Origin of the sequence: Vibrio hepatarius (assembly GCF_001274785.1) — a bacterium.
GTDB classification, from domain to species: Bacteria; Pseudomonadota; Gammaproteobacteria; order Enterobacterales; family Vibrionaceae; genus Vibrio; species Vibrio hepatarius.
In genome coordinates this window covers 57121-80338 of record NZ_LHPI01000001.1, presented here as the reverse complement: position 1 = coordinate 80338, position 23218 = coordinate 57121, and the positions used below count along the sequence as shown (strand labels likewise).

Sequence of the window (23218 nt, the reverse complement as noted above, 5' to 3'; positions counted from 1 at the left end):
AACTGAGCGGCAGTGTAGCATCGCATCCTGCAAGATTGAACGCGTTACTCTCAACAAATCATAGCAGTCAGTGTTGAACCACGGTTCATGAGAGCTTCAATCGCTGGATATCCTTTTGCGGCGGTAGCCCAAATAGACGACTGTATTCACGGCTAAACTGAGAGGCGCTTTCATAACCGACAAAACCACTTGCCTGGCTTGCATCTAACCCATTTAATAGCATCTGGTCTCGCGCTTCTTGCAGCCGTAAGTGCTTTAAGTACTGCAATGGACTACTTCCCGTTAGAGATTTAAAGTGCTGGCGAAAAGTAGACGCACTCATATGAGCTTGCTGAGCCAGCTCGTCGATTCCCACAGACTGAGTAAAGTTCTGTTTCATCCAAGTCACCGTATTTAAGATTTGATTACTTGGTGCACCAGCAGACGCCATATGCCTTAGATGCATGCCATGTGGGCTTTGTAGCAAGCGAATGATGATTTCTTTTTTTATCAAAGGGGACAAACTGTCCAGATATTCTGGATCTTGCTGTAAACCCAAAAGCCGGCTCATTGCACCACATAGTCCTGCATCAATATCATGGGATGATATCGGTTGATACTTTAAATCTTTGGATGGTTTTTCTATTTCAAGCTCAGCGCAGGTTTGCATGATTAAAGCGTAATCCAGCTTCAATACCAAGGCGATGAATGACTTGTGTCTGGTTGCTTCGGTGACATGCGAAACCACAGGCAAATCAAAGGTGGTCAACATGGATTGCCCTGCAGCGCAAGAGATCAACTCGTCTTCTACCGACAACTGCTTACTGCCCTGTAATATCATCGACAAACTTAAGGTGTAAATGCAATGCAGCGGTTCAGTCGGCTTATTCCTGATATGTACCGTCAATCCGGGAATACTTGTGCTGTGGTCCCCTTCTCTTTTTCCGTGTGCAAACGCTTTGTCGGCTAACGACTGAATCATGCTGCTACCGCTTGTTATTAACATCCGACAAAACCTCTACTTGTCTAACACATTGTTTCTTTTATTAAACTGACTATACCCTTTCCCGTTGTCATTGATAGCCTCTTGTCGCTATCAATGACAACACACCCTAATTAAAGGTGTTTATTTAAGAAAGGTTCAATGCTATCCATTGCAATACGAACAGCCTCAGGATGATCATAGAGATCGTAGTGCGACCAATCTTGAAGTTCCACTAACTGGCGATCTTTCGAGGCGACAGACTTTCCGTAGATTTCTTGTCCATCTCGATACGCGCCAAACGCGCCGACTTTTCGTCCTACAACGGCCATAACTGGCTGTGTCATTAAAGTCTCAGCGAACGCAAACGCGTCCCAACTCAGTGTTTTCTGCGCATGAGAGAACAGCATTCGTGTCGCTCCGCCTTCGCTTTGTCCTCGCGCCGTTTTGTAGTAATCCGTTGCTTCACAGACATCTCGATCCGTTAATCCATTTTCTCTGGCAAATTCAACGCTAGGCGGAAGCAGCTCATTCACTTGCAACTCTGCACCTTGCGCTTCAGCCGTTCGCTGCGCCGCCATAGATTCCAGTGCACCGATCGGGTTGTACTCACTGAAACCTTCGCGGAACAAGCGACCTAAGTTCACGGGCGTGATACCAACAACGGCTTTTAGGCGCTTTTCGGTTAAAGCCGCACTGAATACGTAAGCACCTCCACCGCAAATCCCAAGGGCACCAATACGGTCTTGATCGACGTAAGGTAGATTTACCGCATAGTCAATGGCTCGACTGATATCTTCGACGCGCTGACTAGGGTCTTCAACGTAACGAGGGACACCACCTGATTCACCTTGAAAACTCGCATCAAACGCGATCACAACGTAACCCAATTCAGCCAGAGCCTTGCCGTACACGGCACTTGATGTTTGCTCTTTACAACTGCCAAATGGGTGCACGCTAATCATAGTTGGGTAACGTTTTGATTTATCAAAGCCTTGTGGAAAGAGAATCAAAGCTGACATATCCCAAGCCATATCAGCATTTCTAAAAGTGACTTTCTTGTTATTCATGTTTGCTCTCCAAACGCAGCGTTAGAGCACAGCACTCGCTGTGCTCTGCTAAAATTATTCAGTTTGATATGCGTTACAGGGTACGCTGAAAGAAAGGCGCCAATACGCCGACGGCTTCTGCAATTTCTGATTCGCCATCGTAGAGATTCATGTGGTTTGCACCGTCGACCACGTACATTTGCTTGTCGTTACTCGCGGCACGCGCCATCAAATCATCACTCATCCATTTGCTACCAGCTTCGCTCCCCACAACAGTGAGCAGTGGTTGAGTCAAGAAAGCTTCTGCTTTGAAAAACGCATCATAAGTAATGATCTGGTTTAGGCTGCGGGCAGTGGCAAAACCAGGCGCGGTGCAATAGGCAGCGCGGTCGGTGTGATAATATTCCCACGCTTGACGTAACTCTTCGTTTGGCGCGTCCTCTTCTTTCATCGGAGCGAGAGGGATTGTCGCAATTTCTGCGCCGCTCGCATCAGAGGTACGGAATCCAGAACCCGCTTCGATGTAAGGAAGCGCGTCGCTATCTTTTACGTTATTGTCCCAACCGTTGCGGAACATCTGACCAATGTTGACCATACTCACCGTACCCAGCGCTTTGATGCGACGGTCATTAATCGCAGCGTTTGCAGAATAACCCGCACCCGCACAGATCCCCATCGCACCGATACGATCATTGTCGACGTAATCCAAGGTTGTGAGGTAATCGATCACCGCGCTGACGTCTTCAGTTCGGACATGAGGGTTTTCTAGCTGACGCGGTTCACCCGTACTTTCGCCTTGATAAGAAGCGTCGTACGCGATGGCAATAAAGCCTTGCTCCGCCAATTTCTTCGCATAAGTACCTGCGGTCTGCTCTTTAACGCCACCACCTGGGTGAGACACAACAATGGCTGGATAAGTTTGGTTTTCATCGAAATCAGCAGGGAAATTAATCAATCCAGCTAGCGTAATGTTCAAACCATTCGTATTTGGGAAGGTGACTTTATTATTCATGGCCGTAGCTCCTTATTAGAATTTAATGTTAGCAAGAGTAGCTAGGTAAACGGCGCTAGCCTTAACTCTTAACTTGGAATCCAGTATAAGAATTGGAGCCAATCTCGTTTTGCCTAAAATGACGAGTTACTTGCCTAATGTGTCTTTTTTCTGTCGATAATGACAAAAACATCAATGCAACCGTAGGCAAAATATGGACATCACGCTGTGAGCTTCATTGTTCAAGCCATTCCGACTGGAATAAGGTTAAGGAGATACCTGAAAGCCAACATTAGCGTTTCTTAAAGCAATTATTGTGAAGTCCAGAGATCGTCAACTAAATTTAGAGATGAACGACCGAATAGGTAAGTATCAGTGAGAGATTGGTTGCACGCGCTACCGAGCTGTAGATGGCGTAGAGGTTCAGCTTCTTGGGCGTTGACCGACAAAGGAACGCAACATGAGTAAGAACGAGAAAAACAACCCGCAGGGCATCTATAAATATTACGAGAAGAACCCAGAATCTGCGGACGAAAAAGTCTTTGGACGCGTGAGTTACCCAGACCGACGCGGCTTTTTAAAAGGTGCTGGATTAGCGACAATGGCCGCGGTGCTGGGCGGTGCAATTCCATTCCACCGCAACATGCCTGCCGGAATTATCCCTGCTGCGTTTGCAGAAGGGCTCGATGATGTGATGATCGAAGGAAAAGACGGCTTAACTGTTCTCAATGACCGCCCGATGAACGCCGAAACACCCCCTCACCTACTTAACGATGATGTGACTCCAACCCGTCGACACTTTATCCGTAACAACGGCATTCCACCAACCGACGTCGACGCCGACAATTGGACGCTGACCATCGATGGTTTAGTCGATAAACCGATGACGTTATCGATCGCCGATTTGAAAAAAAACTTTGAAGTAGTCGAGCAACAACTGGTGGTTGAATGTGGTGGTAATGGCCGAGCCTTCTTTGACCCGAAAGCCACCGGTAACCAATGGACTTATGGCGCGGTAGCTTGCTCTAGCTGGACAGGGGTAAGGTTAGCGGATGTGCTCAAAGCCGCGGGACTTAAAGTTGGTGCTGTCTACACCGCACATTATGGCGCAGACAAACACCTGTCTGGTAAAGCCGATAAACTGCCCATTTCTCGCGGCGTGCCGATTGCCAAAGCCCTGAGCAGTGAAAACCTTATCGCCTTTGCCCAAAATGGCGAGCCATTACACCCAATGAACGGCGCACCGTTGCGCTTGGTTGTACCGGGTTGGCCTGGCTCGTGCTCGCAAAAATGGCTGACACGGATAGAGATTCGCGACCAGATACACGATGGTCCGAAAATGACCGGCACTTCTTACCGAGTTCCAAACCGTCCAGTCGCACCCGGTGAAAAAGTGGCGACCGAAGATTTCGACATCATCGAACGCATGCCAGTGAAATCCTTGATCACCTCGCCGCAAACAAATACCGAGGTGATGGGCAATGAAGTCGCAGTTCGCGGTCACGCTTGGTCTGGCGACCGCAAAGTCGATAAAGTGCAGCTTTCAATCGATTTTGGTGCCACTTGGATGGACGCAGATCTCGCAGCGCCTGCCAATACAGGTGCATGGCAAACTTTCAACGCCAAAGTGAAATTCCCGCAAGCGGGTTATTACGAAGTTTGGGTGAAAGCGACCGACGACCAAGGTATCAGCCAGCCGTTTGCTATCGCTTGGAATCCGAAAGGCTACCTAAACAATACTTTCCACCGTATCGCACTGGTCGTTAAGGGGTGAGTATCGTGAACTGCACTCATCAATTAGGGCGGGTTATCCCGCTCTCTTTTGCTGTTGCGATGCTGGTAAGTTTGCCGAGCAGCGCCGATGAGGCACTTATTCAAGCGGGCGAGCAACAAGCGATGGTTTGCGAGGCGTGTCACCAATTCGAACCGGATGGCATCGCGGTGGTAGGTCCACCACTGTGGGGAATCGCACAGCGTGATATCGCCAGCGCCGAAGGTTTCAACTATAGCGATGCGCTCAAAAAGCTCGACGGCAAATGGGATGCAAACAAATTGGATGCGTTTCTCTTAGCGCCAAACGAATACGCACCCGGCACGAACATGGTCTTTCCCGGCATAAAAGACCCCGGAGCGCGCGCCGCGATTATCGCTTGGCTGGCGACGAAAAACCCGACTCCGGCAAACTGGGTAACAAAATCGGCTGGCAGCGCTATTAAATCTGTGGGCGATGGAATATTAGCGCCGGGAGAGAATATGGCATTGGTCGCGTCGGTGTGCTCGGCTTGTCATTCATTGCATTTGGTCACCCAACAAGGACTGAGTAAACAAAGGTGGGACGAAACGCTCGATTGGATGGTCGAAGAACAAGGTATGGATGAACTCAATCCCGATGACCGTGAAGCGGTGCTGGTCTACCTTTCTACCTATTATGGTATGTAGTTTAAGAGCATCACATCACGACTTAAACACCGTTGCTGGTTAACCTAATCGGCTAACTTTGCTAGAGTCTGCTCAACACTAACTCAAGCGTATTTTTCAGATGGAACAGATTTATCTTGCTGGTGGCTGCCTTTGGGGCGTTCAGGAATTTCTTAAACACGTGCCGGGTGTTAGCTCAACCGAAGCGGGTCGCGCTAATGGCGCCACAAATACCACATCCAGCGACTACGATGGCTACGCGGAATGCGTAAGGGTTGAGTTTGACCCAAGCCAAGTGCATATTGAACGCTTGGTCGACTATCTGTTCGAAATCATCGACCCTTACAGCGTAGACAAGCAAGGAAACGATGTCGGTAAAAAGTACCGCACTGGTGTATACAGCACCAACCCAACGTACCTAGAGCGTGTCAAACAACATATTGCCGCCAGAGAAGATGCCGAACGCATCGCGCTGGAAATCTTGCCACTGACGAACTACGTCAAAAGCGATGAAGAGCATCAGAACAGGCTAACGCTGCACCCGGCAGATCACAGCTACTGTCACCTGCCGTTGGATTTGCTGTACAAATACAAAAACCGCTCGTAACCAAGAAACAAGAAAGCCGCCAACAACTGGCGGCTTTTACTTTTCGATCAAACGAGTTAGAACTGGTAGTTCAAATCAAGCGTGTATGAACGCCCCAGTGCTGAGTATCGACCAACTGGACTGGTATCAATACCGCGGAAGTAATAATCCTCATCAAACAGCTTGTTCATTCTTCAATTCCATTTGAGTTGATTAAATATAACGGTTGCGAATGAAAACAAATATCATTTATGTTTGCAATATAAATTTAATCTTTTATATTGGACGTGTTGTAACAAAACCTATGAAACCACTTCCTCAGATAACCCGCAGTAAGAAACGCCAATGTAGGCAACCCTACTCATTCATCTGACAAGCGGTGAAACGCAATATGAGTCCATCACCTTTTTTTGAGCAATTGTTTGAACACGCACGACAAATCACGCCTTACCTTGACGGTAAAGTGGCGCTTTCGTCTGCTCCTAATCAAACCGACTTACTCTATTTCGAGCAGCCTTGCTCAGACACGATTCAAAAATTGTATGAAGAGTTAAAACGCGCTCATCCAGAAGCGGGCGCGGCGTACTGGTTAACCAGAACTTGGACTTTACTTTGCTGGCAACCGATTTACGTCGCGTTTGTGGCGATTTATGCCTGCCGTGGTTTACCTGAACTGCGCTCAATTGGCCAAACAGTGCAAACAAACTTTATCAGTGGCTTTCAGTTTGCCGATACTGGCTATCGTGAAGGAAAAAGAGAGCAGTTGATCTACGCGGCGGGCGAACAGCTCAAGCAGTTGTTCGATTTTTATCGAGATGAAATGAATCAATGGGTGCGAGTGCGTCCGGGTTTCACCAACCATTTATTTGCCGATGGTGTATTGGCTTGTTTGGTCAAACTCAGTCAACTAACGCCAGAGCTGACTCGCGATGAGATACGTGCTCACGCAAAGTTGTGGCTCAACGCCTGTGGGCTGCCCGAGAAACTTGCGGAGTCACTTAAAAGTGGTCACGATGAAAACTCGCTTAAACTTATTCGCACCAGTTGTTGCTTAGTTTATAAGTGCCAAGGTCGTAAACTGTGTGCAGACTGCCCTCGTCATCCAGACAATAAACAGCCTAAACGCGCAGTAGGTATTAAAACAACTTAGCGACTTGTTCGAGAATTTTATCCACTTTTTTCGCAATTTTTGCTAACTTTTCAACTTGTCCCACTTTCTTATCTAATGCAGCATTAGCCTCTTGCGCGCAGTCGATTAGGCGCTGAAATTCACATTGTTCTTTGTTCAGCAACGCCGAGTTTTCCTCAATGATTCTGAGGTGAAATTGGTACAGCACCTCTCCCAATGCTTCCATTTGTTTTAGCAACGCTTCTTGCTCTGGGTCGATAAGAATACGACTCAGGTATTGATCCAATTTATCGTAGATTGCTTTTGTCTCAATGTAAGACTGTTCAACGATCTTCATTTACTCTTCCTTGAGGCTTTTGTTGAATTGTTTAATCGCATCAACCTGACGCTTACTGCTTCTTAACGCTCTTTTCGCCGCTTTGAGACTGACGTCATCGTCAACATTCAAAGAGGTCACAATCGCGCTATTTAGCTCGAGTAACCCGGCTAACGCCTCATCCAACTTGGCAAACTGATCGTCCAACTGAACTAACGTCTGTTTTAGTTGATAGGCTTTGCGATAGGCATCCATACGCTCTTCTAAAGTGTGGTGAAACGTCACGCAACGTATATCGTTAACCACTTCACAGCGGTTGGGATTGTTGAGCAGATAAGTGCGTAGATTGAGTTCTTTATTCAACGAATATTGCAGCGCCGCTTGCCAAGCAGGGAGTTCTTCACGCAACACACTGATGGTCGAGTTGACCACAGGCTGTGATGTGCTCATCACCTGCTTGAGCGCCTTGTAGCGAGAAGATTCCGTAGAGGCGCGTGCCAACGCATTAATCGCCATCGAGGCAACTTGCACCTGATCTTGGGTAACATCTTCAACCAGTGGGTTGTCAGCAATCGACACCAGCGATGAGTTTATATCAGCAGTCTCCTCATCGATATCTGCGCCAAAATCATACGCTGCCAACGAATGCAGTGCTTTTGAGTATTGGAGCAAACTGTCGAGCGCCGTTCGCTGGCCTTGGCTGTCGATCAACTCAACGTCCAACTGACTGGTGGGGATCCCGTCGCGAACCGCGCCAGCAAGTACAGCGTTCACCCTCGCCTCGTCAGCCGAATCATACATAGAGTGCAAGGTTTGCTGCACTTTTGCAGACTGCTTAGCGTATTCACCAACCAGTTTGATAGACTCTTTTGAGGCACATGCACTTAGAGTCAGAACAAGTGTCATCATCAGTGCAGGTTTAAGCAATTTAAATTTCGATAACATGGGCAGTCACTTTTAAGCAAAGCGGTCGAAACAACGACCTTGATGCAATTCTGATAGCGCGAATTGACGAGAGACAAAACCGTATTCTTTGATTAAGGCGAGCTTTCTCTTTTGAATGAGACATTAGTTAAATCAATATGTAAAAGACAAATAAATCACTTACATCGATATCTTGGTGGGCAGTAAATCAAACGAGGCAAAGCCGCCGATAAACAGCGGCTTTTATTCTCAGTACACCATGATCGAACTCATACCACGCATCGCTGCGTAATATAGCCGAGTACGGACGATATATTGGCGTCCTCGATGTAAGTGAACTTCGATTTTTGCGTTGTAGTCGTGTCCGCTATCGTCATCCCCTTCGATGTACTCTTCCACTCCGTCACGCAACTCAAACAGCACCATGACGGTATCCATGTTGCCGAACGTCTGCAGCGTGTACTTTCTTGTCATCGACGGGTTGATGATAAAGTCAACCTGCTCGCCTGCCGCAATACTGAATCGCTGTGATTCAAACTCACGCAGCTCGGCGACGGTCTCTTCCAGAGCTGGGTACAACGCCTGCACAGTTTGGATATCGACGGGCGATAAACCACTAGCAGGAATTAGCGGTTTGGTCTGATATTCCGCCGGGCTTTCAATTAAACCCGCAGCAAAGCGATAGTGCATGATCGAGTCTTTATCCCAAGCTGAACCATCCACCGTGTTAGGCGCGATCTTTCTGATGATGTTCCAATGGGTTTGCTCTCTTGACCAGTTGTTCGGCGGACCGCCCAAACTTTCGTAGACCTTTTCTTCATTCCACACGATCCCAGCACGAGGGTTTTGGTGTTCATGAGGAAAGCCCAACACGTGCCCTAGTTCGTGCAGTGCGGTGTCACGGCCATATTCTGTCGTGAGGTCCCAGCCGTAGTTCGTGGTGCGTTCTTGCGGGTTTTTAGCGTGATCAATACAGTCTCGGCCAACGTATGACCACGAACCATCATTCTGGTCAAAACCAATCCTGATCATCGCTTCTTCTGGGTTTTGCACTTCTCTAAACTGCAACCCAATACCGCAGTTTTTCCACGTCGCAAACGCGTCTCGAACCGCTTGCTCTTGTTCGCTGCCACCACGCCAATTCGCCGGTTGTTTAAAGAAGTAATAAGTCAGTTGCGTGCCGTTGACCCACATTCGGTCTAACTTGGCGATCAGTCGTTGTCGATGACCATCGGATATGTGTGCCAAACTCCGGACTTGAACTTCCGGAATGGTGCAACAACGCGCTTGGTCATCTTCGGTATGAGTGTGCTTCTTCTCCCTAGCCATTTGCGTTCTCCTGTTGTTGAGTTAGAGCCGCTGAATACGCAACTCCTTCACTATAAGAATAGGGAACCGCACCACTGTGAGGGTTTCGCAAATATGCGAAATCCAGTGATTAATACTCAATAAAAATCAGGCGTGTTTTAGTCTGGGATAAAAAGCAAAATAGGAATGACAGAGACAAAAAAGCACCCGTTTGTGCAGCAAGGTTATCGCTGACAGAACAAGGTGCTTATTAGGATTTTAATATCGAACGTTACAGCTTAGGTGCACGTGTTGGAAGGAAGACTTCACCCAACATACAACGAACACTGCCACCACCGATGTTTTCAATCGTCTGCACGTTAAATGGCATCAAACGGCCGTGACTAGAAAGCTGAGCACGCTGAGCTGGCGAGAAGGCATCGTAAGCAGACTGAGACATCGCGATCACTTTGTCACCGTTAATCGTTTCAAGCTGGAGAATGTTGCCACAGAACTGGTTCATTTGTTCTAGCGAGATCGAAATCACCTGCTTATCTTTTGCCAGCGATTTGAGCACAAAGCGACGCTCAAATTCAGGGATCACTTCATCGCAAATCACGCAGAAGCCTTCGCCTACTGCCATCATCACGTTGGTGTGGTAAATCGGTTTGCCAGAAGGTAGTGCGGTCTGGAAAGACACCACACGCTCGTAACCGATACGCTCCGCGTAGTCTTCGAGCACTTCTCGGTCACAGCGCTGTGAAAGCGCCGCGTAGATGGTACGGTTGATGTGATCCATCACCATCACACCAGTGCTTTCTAGGTGGGCGTTAATATCGAGGTAAGAGGTCAGTGAGTCCACCGATTTCACTTCGCGTCCAGCCGCTTCTAAAGCACTGCGAAGCGCGTCTGGCTTCACTTCGTGCTGGCGGTTAGTACACGCCATCGGGAAGGTGAATAATTCCCCTTCTGCAGTTGTGCTAAACCAGTTGTTTGGGAACACAGCGTCTGGTGTTTCAACGTCGCCAAGCGGGTAATCAAATACCACAACTTGCACGCCAGCTTGACGCAGTTCGCTCACCATAATGGAAAACTCCTGCATCGCAAGCAAACGAATGTGCTCAGTGGTATCATTCACTTTGTGCTGGAATTCGTTGTCTTTTGCGGTTTCCGCGTTAAAAGCAAATTCTTTTGGTGGCACCATGATTACGCAGTTTGCGTTTTGCACCGTTTTTAATTGTTTTTCTGGTAATGCTTGCTGTTTTAACATCGTGACAAACTCACTTTTTCTCACTCAATGCAGCAAATTGTAGGCATAATGTTAAATTAATATTTACTGAAGTTAACTACAATTTTCACCACCAAACAGTAAAAACAGCTGCGCTATACATCTGGTGAAGTTAAATTAACTGTAGCATTTATTTGACAGCAGAGTTGACTGAATAATATGCATAGATACTGATATTCCACCAGTTACATTTTAATTACCAAACGTATACCATGGCGTTCCCCCTTCCTGTTTATGGATTAACACGCTCGTCTTAATAACACTCTGTTGTTTATTTGTGCGTTTAGGAAACAAGTATGTTTAAGAAATTTGAGGGATTTACCAAACCCTTCCCCGGTGAAGAACCCACGCAGCCGCCAAGTGGTATTTTGGCTTTCTGTCGTTATTACACGCGTGGGTTTGAAATTCCGCTGATCATCATGTCAATCATGTCGACTATCGTAGCGGTGGTTGAAGTCTCACTGTTTGGCGCGATGGGTAACTTGGTTGACTGGCTCTCCACCAGCAATCCGGAAACCTTCTGGCAAGAAAACAGCAGCCAACTGATCTTTTACGGCGTATTGCTGGTCGTTGTGATGCCGATTCTGGTGGTGGGCTACTCGTTGCTGATCCACCAAACTCTGCTTGGCAACTACCCGATGTCTATCCGCTGGCTCGCGCACCGCTATTTGCTTAAACAGAGCATCAACTTTTATCAGGATGACTTTGCAGGCCGCGTCGCGACGAAAGTGATGCAAACCTCGCTGGCGGTGCGAGAAACAGTGATGAAAACCATGGACGTATTCGTCTATGTGTCGGTCTATTTCACTTCGATGGTGGTATTGCTGGCGCAAGCTGACATCCGCTTGATGATCCCAATGCTTATCTGGCTAACTTGCTACATCAGCATTCAAATCTACTTTGTACCTAAGTTAAAACGTGTGGCTTCTGAGCAGGCAGATGCACGTTCTACCATGACCGGACGCATCGTCGACAGTTACACCAACATCGCAACGGTGAAGCTGTTCTCACACAGCAAACGTGAAACCGATTACGCAGAAAAAGGTATGCGCGGCTTTCTTGATACGGTATATCGCCAAATGCGTTTGGTCACAGGCTTTGACGTTGCAGTTGAAATCACCAACTACATTTTGGTGTTCTCAATCGGTGCATTGTCTGTCTACTTGTGGATGGATAACTCGATCAGCGTAGGCGCGATTGCCATCGCTATTGCACTGGCGCTGCGTATTAACGGCATGTCGATGTGGATCATGTGGGAAGTCGGCGCGCTGTTTGAAAACATGGGTACCGTGGTTGACGGGATGAAGACGCTCGCAAAACCGGTGGATATCCAAGACAAACCTGGCGCGAAAGACCTTGTGGTGCGTGAAGGTGGGATCGAGTTTGATAATGTCAGCTTCCACTACGGCGACAAAACCAAAGGCGTGATCAGCAACCTGAACCTAAACATCAAACCGGGTGAAAAAGTCGGCTTGGTTGGTCGTTCTGGCGCGGGTAAATCCACCTTGGTTAACTTGTTGTTGCGTTTCCATGACGTAGAAGACGGTAAGATTAAGATTGATGGCCAAGTGATCTCTGACGTTACACAAGACTCGCTACGCGCGAAAATTGGGATGGTGACGCAAGATACTTCACTGCTACACCGTTCAATTCGCGACAACATTCTTTACGGCAATCCAGACGCTACAGAGGAAGATTTACTGCGCGCGACCAAACAGGCGCACGCCCATGAGTTTATCGAAACCCTCAGCGACCCATTCGGCAATACGGGTTACGACGCGCAAGTTGGTGAACGCGGGGTGAAACTCTCGGGTGGTCAACGCCAGCGTATCGCAATCTCTCGTGTGCTACTTAAAGATGCGCCGTTGCTGATTCTTGACGAGGCTACTTCAGCGCTCGATTCGGAAGTCGAAGCGGCCATTCAGGAAAGCTTAAACGAGTTGATGCAAGGTAAAACGGTAATCGCAATTGCGCACCGCTTGTCGACCATCGCCGCGATGGATCGCCTGATCGTGCTAGACAAAGGTGAAGTGGTAGAACAAGGCACTCACCAAGAACTTGTTAAAAGCAACGGCATCTACGCACAATTGTGGGCGCACCAGACCGGTGGGTTCATTGGCGATCAAGAAGACGCAAAACAGAGCGCCTAATTTTAGTTCTTTAAAAAGCCAGTCATAAATTGACTGGCTTTTTCATTTCAATAAAACAATCAGGGGCTTCATCGCCGAACTCTTCTGCAACCTTGATAAACAGTTGTTCTTGTTCAATAAATGCCTCAATAACCTCTGGGTCAAAGTGCTGACCATTACCCGCCATAATAATTTGCTTCGCGTCTTGGTGAGTCATAGGGTCTTTGTACACCCTGCGACATCTCAACGCGTCATAAACATCCGCCAGCGCCATCAATCTTGCACTCAATGGAATGGCTTCCCCACTATAACCGTTGGGATAACCTGAACCATTCCATTTCTCATGATGACCATAGGCGATTTCCTTGGCGACGGTAATTAGTTCATTTTCGGCACCAGAAAGTGTCTCTGCTTTCTCTAATGCGAGTAAACCGAGTGTGGTATGCCTCTTCATGATTTCAAATTCTTCGTCGGTTAGCTTGCCTGGTTTGAGTAAGATCGAGTCGACGATGCCAACCTTACCGATATCGTGAAGCGGCGCAGCCTTAAAATAAGTATCAATCATTTTTGGTGTCAGGAGGTTGCTGTAATGGGGCTTTTCGGCCAATTTTTCAGCCAAGAGCTTGACATAATGTTGAGTGCGCAAGATATGGTTGCCCGTTTCTGGGTCACGAGTTTCCGCCAAACTAGCGAGCGCAAACACCACCGCATCCTGCATTCGATCTAGCTCAGAAGAACGTTTTACTACCTGACTCTCTAGGTAACCATTTTGATCGAGTAAGATATCTTTTGAACGTTTATTTTGCAGGTGGGTTTTCACTCGCGAACGCAGTAAAGGGATACTCACTGGCTTATGTATGTAATCCGCTGCACCTAATTCAAAGCCAAGCTTTTCATCTTCAGGTGAGTTTTTTCCTGTCAGGAATACAACCGGAATATTGCACTTATCGTGGTTAGCACGTACGGCTCGGATTACATCGTAACCAGTCATATCAGGCATCACAATATCAAGCAGAATCAAGTCAATATCAAATTGATTTAATATGCAAAGCGCCATTTCGCCACTTTTGGCCGCTTTAACATGATAGAGATTTTTCAACCCTTGAGCCATAAAAGCGAGGTTATCAGCAGAATCATCAACTATCAGCACAGTGCAATCACGTAAGTTTCCTGTAGGCATAAAAATATCCCAAAAAAGTTTATCTAATAGCGAAAGTATGGCTAGAGTTATTAGTAATTATTAATCAGTAAGTAATCAATAATAACTATAGACAATGTATTTCTACATTTACCAGAATCTACTCAGAGAAGGTGAACTTTAGTGCTATCGATACGAACTTTATTCACACTACTGTTCCTCACCATGGGAATATGTGCCCTTACAATGTTCCTAGTTACGAACAAAGTCTCCGATTTACGTATGCAAAGTCGCTCATACCAACATGACTTGCACAACTTTTATCGGTTATCTCAAGAGCTCAAACAGAGCTCAGATCATTTGACCAAATTTGCACGAGCCTATGTCGTGACAGGCGACGATTACTGGGAAGAACTGTTTAACTTGGTACTGGCTATTCGCAATGGAGACATACCTTTACCCAGCGGAAACGAATACGAGTACTGGGATTTAGTCGCTAATTCAGCCACCTATAAGCCGGATGCCAATCAACCTAAGGGCGTACCGCTGTTAGTTCGACTCAGAGAGTCGGGTATTGGTGAGTCGGAGTTTCTTGAGCTTAAAGGGGCACTTACGCTGTCTGATGAGTTAGTCGATATCGAACGCGAGGCATTTTTGGCCGTCAAAGGCATTACTAGGCAAGACGACGGCAGGGAAATAGACACAGGAGAGCCAAACCTAGCGTACGCACAAGCGCTTCTTTACAGTAAAAAATATTTTGCCGAAAAGGCCAAGATCATGAGTGCAATAGGTTCTGCACATCAAGCGATTGTTTTTAGGATTGAAAATGATATTGCTGAAGTTGATCAACAAGCCGTGTTGTATAAGCAGCTCTATTTGTTATTAATGGTGATCTTGATTGCGTCAATTGTGCTCTCATTTGCACTTTTATGGCACCTCTACATTAATCCGCTGAGCACGCTACTGAAAAAAGTGGTCCACCAAGTTAGAGAGAAAGATTACGCCTTCACCATTACCCAAAAAGCCTACGCGGAGCTACAGCATTTTATTGACAGTCTCAATGTTGTTTTTCACCATATCACCGAACAACTGTATCAAAATACGCTATTTAAAGATTTCAATATTGTCCTTAGAACCAGTCAATCAACACTCAACTTATGTCAGGAAGTCACCCAGTTCCTGCTACACCAGTTTCCAGTTCAACAGGTTGGACTGTCACTGTACCGAGATAATCAGTTGGTGCGCATCGCTGGTGCCGGCCACACAGGCGACCAAACACAGCACATTTCCGATGCCTGCTCAACTGAGTTAAGTGTCCTGCTCTCAGGGAAACCCTATTGTATGAAATCACTCGCTGGCAAATATACTATGCCAGTCAGTGGTGGAACCCTTGAGCTTAATGAACTTTATTACTTCCCTCTTTGTGTTAACGATCAGCCTATTGCACTGCTAGAAGTCGGAACCATCAGTGGCTTAACTGACACACATTATCAATGGTTGAGCCAAATGCTTGATGATTTAGCGGTCAGTATTCAGCTTAGCCAGAACGTTGAATTGCAAAGAAAAGCAGAGCAAAAAGTGTTGGAGCAATCTCAGCTAAACCAAGAGATCTTAAATGCAACACCCAACCCTATGTATTGCCTGTCACCACAAGGGAAATACCTAACGGTTAATGCGAAATTCAGTGAGCTATGTGGCTTAGCGATACAAGATATTATCGGCAAGACCCCACAAGATGTGTTTAGCCAGCAACAGGCAGCACAATGCTTTACTGATGTTCACCAGCAGCTTAGCCTTCAAAAAGGCTCCAAGAATTACGAACTTTCATTGCTTGATGAGAATCAGCAAGAGCGCGATATGCTAGTGTGTGAAGCGTCGTTCAATAACAACCAAGGAGTGGTATCAGGCATTGTCGGAATCCTGTTGGACTTAACCGAGCGTAAACAGATGGAAACAGAACTACGCGATGCAAAAGATACCGCAGATGCGATGAGCCGCGCCAAAGGTGAATTTCTGGCAAATATGAGTCACGAGATTCGTACTCCAATGAACGGCATATTGGGTATGGTGCATTTAGCGCTCAATACCGAACTCAACCCAGCACAACACAAATACTTAACCCGCATCAATGAGTCAGCCAAAAACCTACTTGGCATCATCAACGATATCCTCGATTTTTCAAAAATTGAGGCGGGAAAACTCAGCGTTGAAGAGATCGATTTTTGTTTAGACGAAGTGTTTGACAACCTCACCAACATCATTTCATTTAAGGCACAAGAGAAAAAAATCGAGTTTCTATTCGATATCGACCCACAGGTGCCTATCAATCTCATCGGTGACCCACTGCGTGTTGGTCAAGTACTCGTCAATCTGTGTGGTAATGCAGTCAAGTTCACTGAGCAGGGAGAGATACTTGTTTCAGTTAGCCCAGAGTTGCTCACTGAACGTGAAGTCGTACTCCACTTCGCCGTTAAAGATACGGGTATTGGAATTGACAAAGAGAAAGTCGCTCATTTGTTTGATGCCTTCTCTCAAGCAGACAGTAGTGTCACACGCGAATTTGGCGGCACAGGGCTTGGTTTAAGTATCAGCAAACAACTGGTTGAGTTAATGGGGGGCGAACTTAGCGTCAGTAGTACACCCGGAGTCGGTTCAACCTTTTCATTCACCATCATATTTGGTCTGCAAGAGGCTAAAATGCGCGATATTGCCAAACCTGTTTCCGGGCTGGCGGGCAAACGTGCATTGGTGGTCGATGACAACGACTCTGCGCGCAACATCTTAGTCACCCTGCTTAACGCAATGCACTTTGACGCAAAAGCTGTCAGCAATGGCTTCGAAGCACTCGATGAAATACGCCTACATCAGTTTGACATGTTATTTGTTGATTGGAATATGCCGGGATTGAACGGTGTAGAAATGTTGCAAACCGCACAGAACGAGCGTTTGTTGGAGCAATCAAAATGCTTCTTGGTCACTGCATACGGACGTGAGATTTCCCTCGACCAAACCATCTCTAAAGTCATTGACTCGCTGATCGTTAAACCCGTCAACCCCTCCAATCTACTTGATGCCATCATGAATAGTTTTGGGATTGAACAAGTCGTACACATTCAGAAATCAAAACAACTGGAAAAACCCGTATTTGCACAACAAACCGTGCTGTTAGTTGAGGATAACAAGATTAACCAAGAAGTGGCGATGGGGTTGCTCTATGGCACCAATCTTACCGTCCTCACCGCCGAGAATGGCCAGCAGGCGATTGATATACTCAAACAACACCCTGTCGATCTGGTGTTGATGGACATGCAAATGCCTGTACTGGATGGGGTATCAGCGACCGAACAGATAAGACGCGATCCTAAGTGGGAGAAACTCCCTATCATCGCAATGACTGCCAATGCGATGCAAAGTGATGTGAAACGCTGCCTAGATGCTGGTATGAATGCCCATCTCGCCAAACCTATCAACGTAGACAATCTTTATGAGACGCTACACCAATATTTACTGCCGCAAGATAAAAAGCTAGGTCTCACCACCGTCTCTAGCGATCAGAGTTCGGAAAATTTATCAGATCTTCCCTCCTTGTCAGGCATCAATATAGAACAAGCTATCTTCAATACTGGCGGTGATAAAGAGAGCTACTTAGCGATATTGACGCGTTTTATAGAAGCGCAACATCAAGAGCTACCATTGTTTAAAGAAGTGATCACGAAAGGGGACTGGAAGATGGCGGCAAGTATGGCGCATACCCTCAAAGGTTCTTCAGCAAATCTGGGAGTCGATTTACTTTCTCAACTTGCCACTAAGATGGAAGAGAGTATTGAAGACAAGAGTCAAATCGCGTTGGAAGAACTAAAAATATGTCAGTCTATTATTGATAAGTTAAGCACCCAGTTAAAACAATGGCAGTCAAACCAACATCACAATGGCGCGTCAGAGAGCCAGACCCAACCCGAGCTGTACCAACACGTAGTCAATCTCGTTGAAGCGTATGATGTTGAAGCTTTATCTGTGATTAAAGAGACACAACACTTTAGCGAGTGGACTGAAGATCAAAAACAGCAGTTAATCGATGCGATCGAAGGGTTTGAATTTGAGTTGGCGAAAGACTTACTTGACCAGTTCCCTAAACCAAACAATCAAGCCGCTCATTAAGTATACAGTCATTCACGTATTTGGCGTTCTCACAATTAGCACCGTATAGCCAAGCTCAATCCAACACGTTGCCAGACTTGACTATCGCTAAACAAAATGTGACTGGTAGTACTTAGGCGTAACAGCAATGCGCTTTTTAAAATGCTTTTGAAAGTGGGCTTGGTCGGTAAAACCCAAATCGTACGCGACTTGCGCGATCTCCTGACCGGACTTCAGCATCACTTTGGCGCGTTTGATTTTTTCATCCATCAGATAAGCGTGGGGTGGCAAGCCATATTGGTGCTTGAATGCACGTAGCAATTGATAGCGGCTCATTCCGGCTTCGTGTGAAAGCGCTTCTAGTTCGTGGTTAAGCGCGATTTGATCGAGCAATTTCTCTTTCACCCGCTTAATAGCACCTGATGGAGCAGAAGCCACTTTAGATGGTTCTCCTTTCGCGAGAGACACGTGGAGAAAATCAAAAAAACGGCTTTGGACTTCCAGTAAACTGGCATCGTTTTTCAACGCAGAAAACAGCGACTGATATCGCTGCTTGATTTGGGTGTTGCGCTCTAGATCTGCGTTAAACGGCGCGTAATCCAAACCCGTTTTGCCCGTCTCTGTGCTTAGCACGTCTTGTTGCCAAACACCCATCTGCTCGGTATCGACAAACAACATGTTATAGGACCACAGCCCTGCTTCTGGGTTGCACGAATGAACATCTGCAGGATTGATGGTGACGATATCACCTGCGCCGATTTGATGGGTACGGTTTCGGTTACGATACAAAGCGCGACCTTGCTCGATAATGCCAAACGAAAACTCATCATGTGAGTGCGCGTTGTAACAAGCGCTGCTTTGGCTTGCAATTCGCATTTCAATCCAAGGCAGAACGGTACTGCGTTTAAAGCTCGCGCTGATGTCCTTTTTCATGTTGTTAGCCCTTCCGTGTTGCTAAAACCAGATCATACTAACAGACGCCAGTAAAGTGATCGCCATGACGCGATTAAAAGTACGCTGCTTACTCGGTGTTGCAAGAAATTTCGTGAGCACTTGCCCTAATATCGCCCAGCAGCCGACACCCGCTAAACACGCAACCAGCGAAACCGTGGTAAACACCAAAAGCGAGTGCTGTTGGTCAAGCTGGCCAATCACATACAGACTCACACCTGACATCGCGACCAACCAAGCCTTGGGGTTGAGCAACTGTGTCAGCCAGCCGCTCCACCAACCCGACCGCTTGATGTCATTCATAGCGATGCGCTCAACGGGGGCGGAATAGATTTTATAAGCGAGATAAGCAAGAAATGCACTGCCGCAGACCTGCGATACTACTTCTAGCTTGGGCAGCCACTGAGCAAAACCATGCAGCAATGAGCCTGATAAGTAGACCACCAAAGCGTAGGAAACCGACGCGCCCACTACCAGTTTGCATGCCTCAGTTTTGCCTTGCTGTACCGCGGTTGAGATAGCGAGAATGTTGACCGGTCCGGGTGTCACCGCCCCGACAAAAGCGAAGCCAATCATCGCTACCAATACGTTATCCATCGTGACCTCCTTGTGCTCGAATAACCACAAGATAGCCAAGGCTGGCACAGAGTTATTGTATGAAATTGCAGGAACGTAGATAGAAAAAAGCCACGCATCAAGCGTGGCAAGTGCTAAATAAGGGTGGCAGTGGACGTGTCACCTTGTTGCACGTAAATAAGGTTCAAAACAAACCTTAGTTAATAGGTTTCAAACACACCTGAACTGTAGTCTTGGATGGTTTGTTCAATCTCTTCCATGCTGTTCATCACGAATGGTCCGTAGTGAACAACAGGCTCGTCAATCGGCTCACCGATAAAGACCAACACTCCGCTTTGCTCAAGTGCATTCAAGTCGACCAGCTCTCCCTTAGAGAGTAGTACCATTTCGCCTTGTTTGGCTTCACTACCGGCAAGCGTAATGCGGCCTTGGTAGACATACAGCATTACGTTGAATTGGGCCGGTGTTGCCAGCTCAAGTTGTTTACCCGATTCAGCGCGCCAATCCGCGACCGTTAGCGGTACACCCGTTTTATCCAGTGGGCCTTGCAGCGCTTGCCCATTTGCAGTCAAAGACCCTGCCAAAACACGTACTAAGCCCGCTTGTTCAGTCTGGTTTTCCGTGATCATTTCCGGTTGGAAATCAAAGTACTGCGCAGGTTTCATTTTGTCGCGCGCAGGTTGGTTAATCCAGATTTGGAAGCCGTGTAAATCACCGTCTTCCATAATTGGCATTTCGCTGTGGATCACGCCTCGTCCCGCCGCCATCCATTGCGCACCGCCTGATTTTAGTTCACCGACGTTGCCCATATGGTCGCGATGTTGGAAATGTCCTTTCAACATGTACGTCAGCGTTTCAATACCGCGGTGTGGATGCGGAGGAAAGCCGCCTACGTAGTCGGCACGTTGATCAGACTTCAATTCATCAACCATCAAAAATGGCGAAAAACGGGAGTTGTTGAATCCGGCGACTCGCTGAATCTTCACGCCGTCACCATCAGAGGTGGCGTGCGATCTGATTTTTTGTGCGATTTCACGATAGTTGCTCATAATTCTTCTCCGTCTGAGTGATGCGATAAGTCTATTACGCCAGCAGAAAGACTATGACTGGAGAGATTAGAGCCACTTGTTCGAAAAATTTGAATTAGTTTGGACTTGACCTAGCGAAACTAAAGCGAGACTGAGGAAAGTTACGCGATATTCTCTTGCCAGTATCGATGCAAACCAACAATGTCAGCCGAGCACAACAGCGGCATCGCGCCTTTTAATTGCTCATCAGTCCAACTCCACCAAGTCAGCTCTTGCAACATCGCTATCTCTGCCGGAGAAAAACGAAACTTAATATGCTTGGCTGGGTTTGAGCCGACCACTTCATATGGCGCAACGTCTTTGGTGACCACTGCGCGACTGGCAATCACCGCGCCATCACCTATTTTAACGCCGGCCATGATCATCGCTTCCGAGCCAATCCAGACATCATTGCCTATCACGGTATCACCTGCTCGTTTGAAACCGTCGATAGCATCGGCAAAGTTAGCGTCTTCTTGGTAGAAGAAAGGAAATGTTGTAACCCAATCCGTACGATGTCCTTGGTTGCCCGCCATCATAAATACCGCACCAGAGCCAATGGAGCAAAAGCTGCCAATGACCAATTTATCCACGTCATCACGCTCAGGATTAAGGTAACGCGCGCAGTCATCAAAGCCGTGCCCATGATAGTAGCCTGAATAGTAACTGTGGCGGCCAACGATAATATTTGGGTTAGTGATTTGCTCAGCAATCGGTTTGCCAGCAAAAGGAGATTCAAAGAAATTCATGTTAGTGACACTGTCTATATACGTTCTATTAATAGGAGAGCAATCTAGCACATATCGCTATTGGCGTTTAGCCAACTGAGCAGAGATTCGTATCTTTCATGGTTTTAAACCAACGATTGGTAAAGGAACAGCATCACGTTAAAATGCCCTTTCCTACTCTCAAGGACGTGATAATTACAACGATGAACGCTCTAGAATTTACAGATGCAGGGGTTAGATACACCCCACATACTTTTCAAGTTCCACTCGATTATTCTGACGAAACAAAAGGTCGTATTGAGGTCTTTGCGCGCGAACTATCGCTTGTGTCAGATACAGACAATAACAAACCTTGGCTCGTCTACTTTCAAGGTGGCCCGGGGTTTCCATCGCCTCGCCAAAATGGGCACAATGGTTGGGTAAAGCGCGCGCTGCAACAGTATCGCGTGTTACTGCTCGACCAACGAGGTACAGGTAACAGCTCGGTGATTCACAGCCAAACGCTGGGTCACTTAAGTGCAGAAGCACAGGCTGAATACCTGACTCACTTTCGCGCGGACAACATCGTGCGTGACGCCGAATTTATCCGCCAGCAATTTAATGTCGACAAATGGGCAATTCTAGGTCAGAGCTTTGGCGGTTTCTGCTCGCTCACTTACTTATCGATGTTCCCTAACAGTCTTTCACGCAGCTATATCACAGGCGGGGTCCCTTCTATCTCTCGTCATGCAGACGACGTGTACCAAGCAACCTTTAAGCGCACGATGGCGAAGAACCAAGCCTTCTTCCAGCAGTTTCCGCAAGCACAGCAAATGTGTCAGAAAATTGCAGACCACCTATTAGAAAACGAAGAGTTTCTGCCAAACGGACAACGCTTTACTGTTGAGCAGTTTCAGCAAATTGGCATTAGTTTTGGTGTAAGCGATACGTTTTTACCGACGTACTACTTGCTGGAAAATGCACTGATCGACGTAAACGGGAAAGCCCAGCTGCGCTATGAGTTTCTTAATGAAATGCTGAATCAGCAAAGCTTCCAAACCAACCCAATCTACGCCATCTTGCACGAATCTATCTACTGCCAAGGTTTTGCGTCTAACTGGAGCGCTCATCGCGTGCGCCAAAGCCACGACGCATTCAACTACCAGTCAGGAAAACCCTTCTACTTTACTGGTGAAATGGTCTTCCCTTGGATGTTCGAACAATACCAATGCCTGAAGCCGCTGCAACAAGCCGCGCAGATCTTGGCAGAGAAGCAGGATTGGTCACCGCTTTACAACACAGAGCAGTTGGCGAATAACAAAGTCCCCGTCAGTTGCGCGGTGTATGCGGATGATATGTTTGTCGAGATGGATATCAGTCGCGAGACACTTGCACTAATGCCAAACGCCAAAGCGTGGATTACCAACGAATACGAGCACAACGGTCTTAGAGCTGATGGTGAGCGTATCTTGGATAAGCTGATCGAAATGGGCGAACAAACCGCCGCGACACTGGCGTAAAATCCAAGCCTCAAGACAATCGATCCGACTGTCTTGAGGCGCGG

The 23218-nt window shown here is 47.1% G+C and carries 19 protein-coding genes; 7 read left to right on the top strand and 12 right to left on the bottom strand.

Going from position 1 to position 23218, the window contains the following annotated elements:
• Positions 1-85: 85 nt before the first annotated feature.
• The 3 genes from AKJ31_RS00370 to AKJ31_RS00360 all read right to left on the bottom strand — a co-directional run bounded on the left by AKJ31_RS00370 (position 86) and on the right by AKJ31_RS00360 (position 3022).
• Positions 86-985: an AraC family transcriptional regulator gene (locus tag AKJ31_RS00370; protein ID WP_053407111.1), complete on the bottom strand. Its 900-nt coding sequence runs from the start codon at positions 983-985 to the stop codon at positions 86-88.
• A gap of 110 nt (positions 986-1095) precedes the next feature.
• Complete coding sequence (locus AKJ31_RS00365) at positions 1096-2031, bottom strand: alpha/beta hydrolase (protein ID WP_053407110.1); 936 nt, start codon at positions 2029-2031, stop codon at positions 1096-1098.
• 73 nt (positions 2032-2104) lie between these two features.
• Positions 2105-3022, bottom strand: coding sequence for an alpha/beta hydrolase (locus AKJ31_RS00360; protein ID WP_053407109.1), 918 nt, complete (start codon positions 3020-3022; stop codon positions 2105-2107).
• Between the two features lie 439 nt (positions 3023-3461).
• On the opposite strand from AKJ31_RS00360, the gene AKJ31_RS00355 reads away from it, so the two are divergent.
• The 4 genes from AKJ31_RS00355 (at position 3462) to AKJ31_RS00340 (ending at position 7155) form a co-directional block, all read left to right on the top strand.
• Positions 3462-4775: a molybdopterin-dependent oxidoreductase gene (locus tag AKJ31_RS00355; RefSeq protein WP_053407108.1), complete on the top strand. Its 1314-nt coding sequence runs from the start codon at positions 3462-3464 to the stop codon at positions 4773-4775.
• Between the two features lie 59 nt (positions 4776-4834).
• On the top strand, positions 4835-5440 hold the full coding sequence (locus AKJ31_RS00350; RefSeq protein WP_053407107.1) for a c-type cytochrome: 606 nt from the start codon (positions 4835-4837) through the stop codon (positions 5438-5440).
• A gap of 100 nt (positions 5441-5540) precedes the next feature.
• A complete protein-coding gene (locus AKJ31_RS00345) occupies positions 5541-6026 on the top strand; it encodes a peptide-methionine (S)-S-oxide reductase (protein ID WP_053407106.1) in 486 nt (161 codons plus the stop codon).
• Positions 6027-6396: 370 nt separating this feature from the next.
• Positions 6397-7155, top strand: a complete 759-nt coding sequence (locus AKJ31_RS00340; RefSeq protein ID WP_053407105.1) for a siderophore ferric iron reductase — start codon at positions 6397-6399, stop codon at positions 7153-7155.
• On the opposite strand, the gene AKJ31_RS00335 is transcribed toward AKJ31_RS00340, so the two are convergent.
• From AKJ31_RS00335 to AKJ31_RS00320, 4 genes are all read right to left on the bottom strand, one after another.
• Positions 7142-7471 carry a hypothetical protein gene (locus AKJ31_RS00335; protein WP_053407104.1) on the bottom strand — a complete coding sequence of 110 codons (330 nt, stop codon included), beginning with the start codon at positions 7469-7471 and terminating at the stop codon, positions 7142-7144. The two genes, AKJ31_RS00340 and AKJ31_RS00335, sit on opposite strands and share 14 nt — an antisense overlap.
• Positions 7472-8395, bottom strand: a complete 924-nt coding sequence (locus tag AKJ31_RS00330; protein ID WP_053407103.1) for a hypothetical protein — start codon at positions 8393-8395, stop codon at positions 7472-7474.
• Between the two features lie 228 nt (positions 8396-8623).
• Complete coding sequence (locus AKJ31_RS00325) at positions 8624-9703, bottom strand: matrixin family metalloprotease (RefSeq protein WP_053407102.1); 1080 nt, start codon at positions 9701-9703, stop codon at positions 8624-8626.
• Positions 9704-9953: 250 nt separating this feature from the next.
• Positions 9954-10931 (bottom strand): arginine deiminase-related protein, encoded by a 978-nt coding sequence (locus AKJ31_RS00320; protein ID WP_053407101.1) that lies wholly within the window; start codon positions 10929-10931, stop codon positions 9954-9956.
• 314 nt (positions 10932-11245) lie between these two features.
• Here AKJ31_RS00320 and AKJ31_RS00315 point away from each other — a divergent pair, with 314 nt between their 5' ends.
• Positions 11246-13099 (top strand): ABC transporter ATP-binding protein, encoded by a 1854-nt coding sequence (locus tag AKJ31_RS00315; protein ID WP_053407100.1) that lies wholly within the window; start codon positions 11246-11248, stop codon positions 13097-13099.
• Positions 13100-13121: 22 nt separating this feature from the next.
• On the opposite strand, the gene AKJ31_RS00310 is transcribed toward AKJ31_RS00315, so the two are convergent.
• On the bottom strand, positions 13122-14258 hold the full coding sequence (locus AKJ31_RS00310) for a response regulator (RefSeq protein WP_053407099.1): 1137 nt from the start codon (positions 14256-14258) through the stop codon (positions 13122-13124).
• A gap of 141 nt (positions 14259-14399) precedes the next feature.
• Here AKJ31_RS00310 and AKJ31_RS00305 point away from each other — a divergent pair, with 141 nt between their 5' ends.
• Entirely contained in the window at positions 14400-18374 is a 3975-nt protein-coding gene (locus AKJ31_RS00305) for a PAS domain-containing hybrid sensor histidine kinase/response regulator (RefSeq protein ID WP_053407098.1), read from the top strand.
• An 87-nt stretch (positions 18375-18461) separates the two neighbouring features.
• Here AKJ31_RS00305 and AKJ31_RS00300 read toward each other — a convergent pair whose 3' ends face one another.
• The 4 genes from AKJ31_RS00300 to catB all read right to left on the bottom strand — a co-directional run bounded on the left by AKJ31_RS00300 (position 18462) and on the right by catB (position 21696).
• Positions 18462-19286, bottom strand: coding sequence for an AraC family transcriptional regulator (locus AKJ31_RS00300; protein ID WP_053407097.1), 825 nt, complete (start codon positions 19284-19286; stop codon positions 18462-18464).
• 21 nt (positions 19287-19307) lie between these two features.
• Positions 19308-19901: a LysE family translocator gene (locus tag AKJ31_RS00295; RefSeq protein WP_053407096.1), complete on the bottom strand. Its 594-nt coding sequence runs from the start codon at positions 19899-19901 to the stop codon at positions 19308-19310.
• A gap of 179 nt (positions 19902-20080) precedes the next feature.
• Entirely contained in the window at positions 20081-20929 is an 849-nt protein-coding gene (locus AKJ31_RS00290) for a pirin family protein (protein ID WP_053407095.1), read from the bottom strand.
• Positions 20930-21069: 140 nt separating this feature from the next.
• Positions 21070-21696: a type B chloramphenicol O-acetyltransferase gene (gene catB, locus AKJ31_RS00285; RefSeq protein ID WP_053407094.1), complete on the bottom strand. Its 627-nt coding sequence runs from the start codon at positions 21694-21696 to the stop codon at positions 21070-21072.
• Positions 21697-21878: 182 nt separating this feature from the next.
• On the opposite strand from catB, the gene AKJ31_RS00280 reads away from it, so the two are divergent.
• Positions 21879-23174 (top strand): alpha/beta fold hydrolase, encoded by a 1296-nt coding sequence (locus AKJ31_RS00280; protein ID WP_053407093.1) that lies wholly within the window; start codon positions 21879-21881, stop codon positions 23172-23174.
• Positions 23175-23218: the final 44 nt, after the last annotated feature.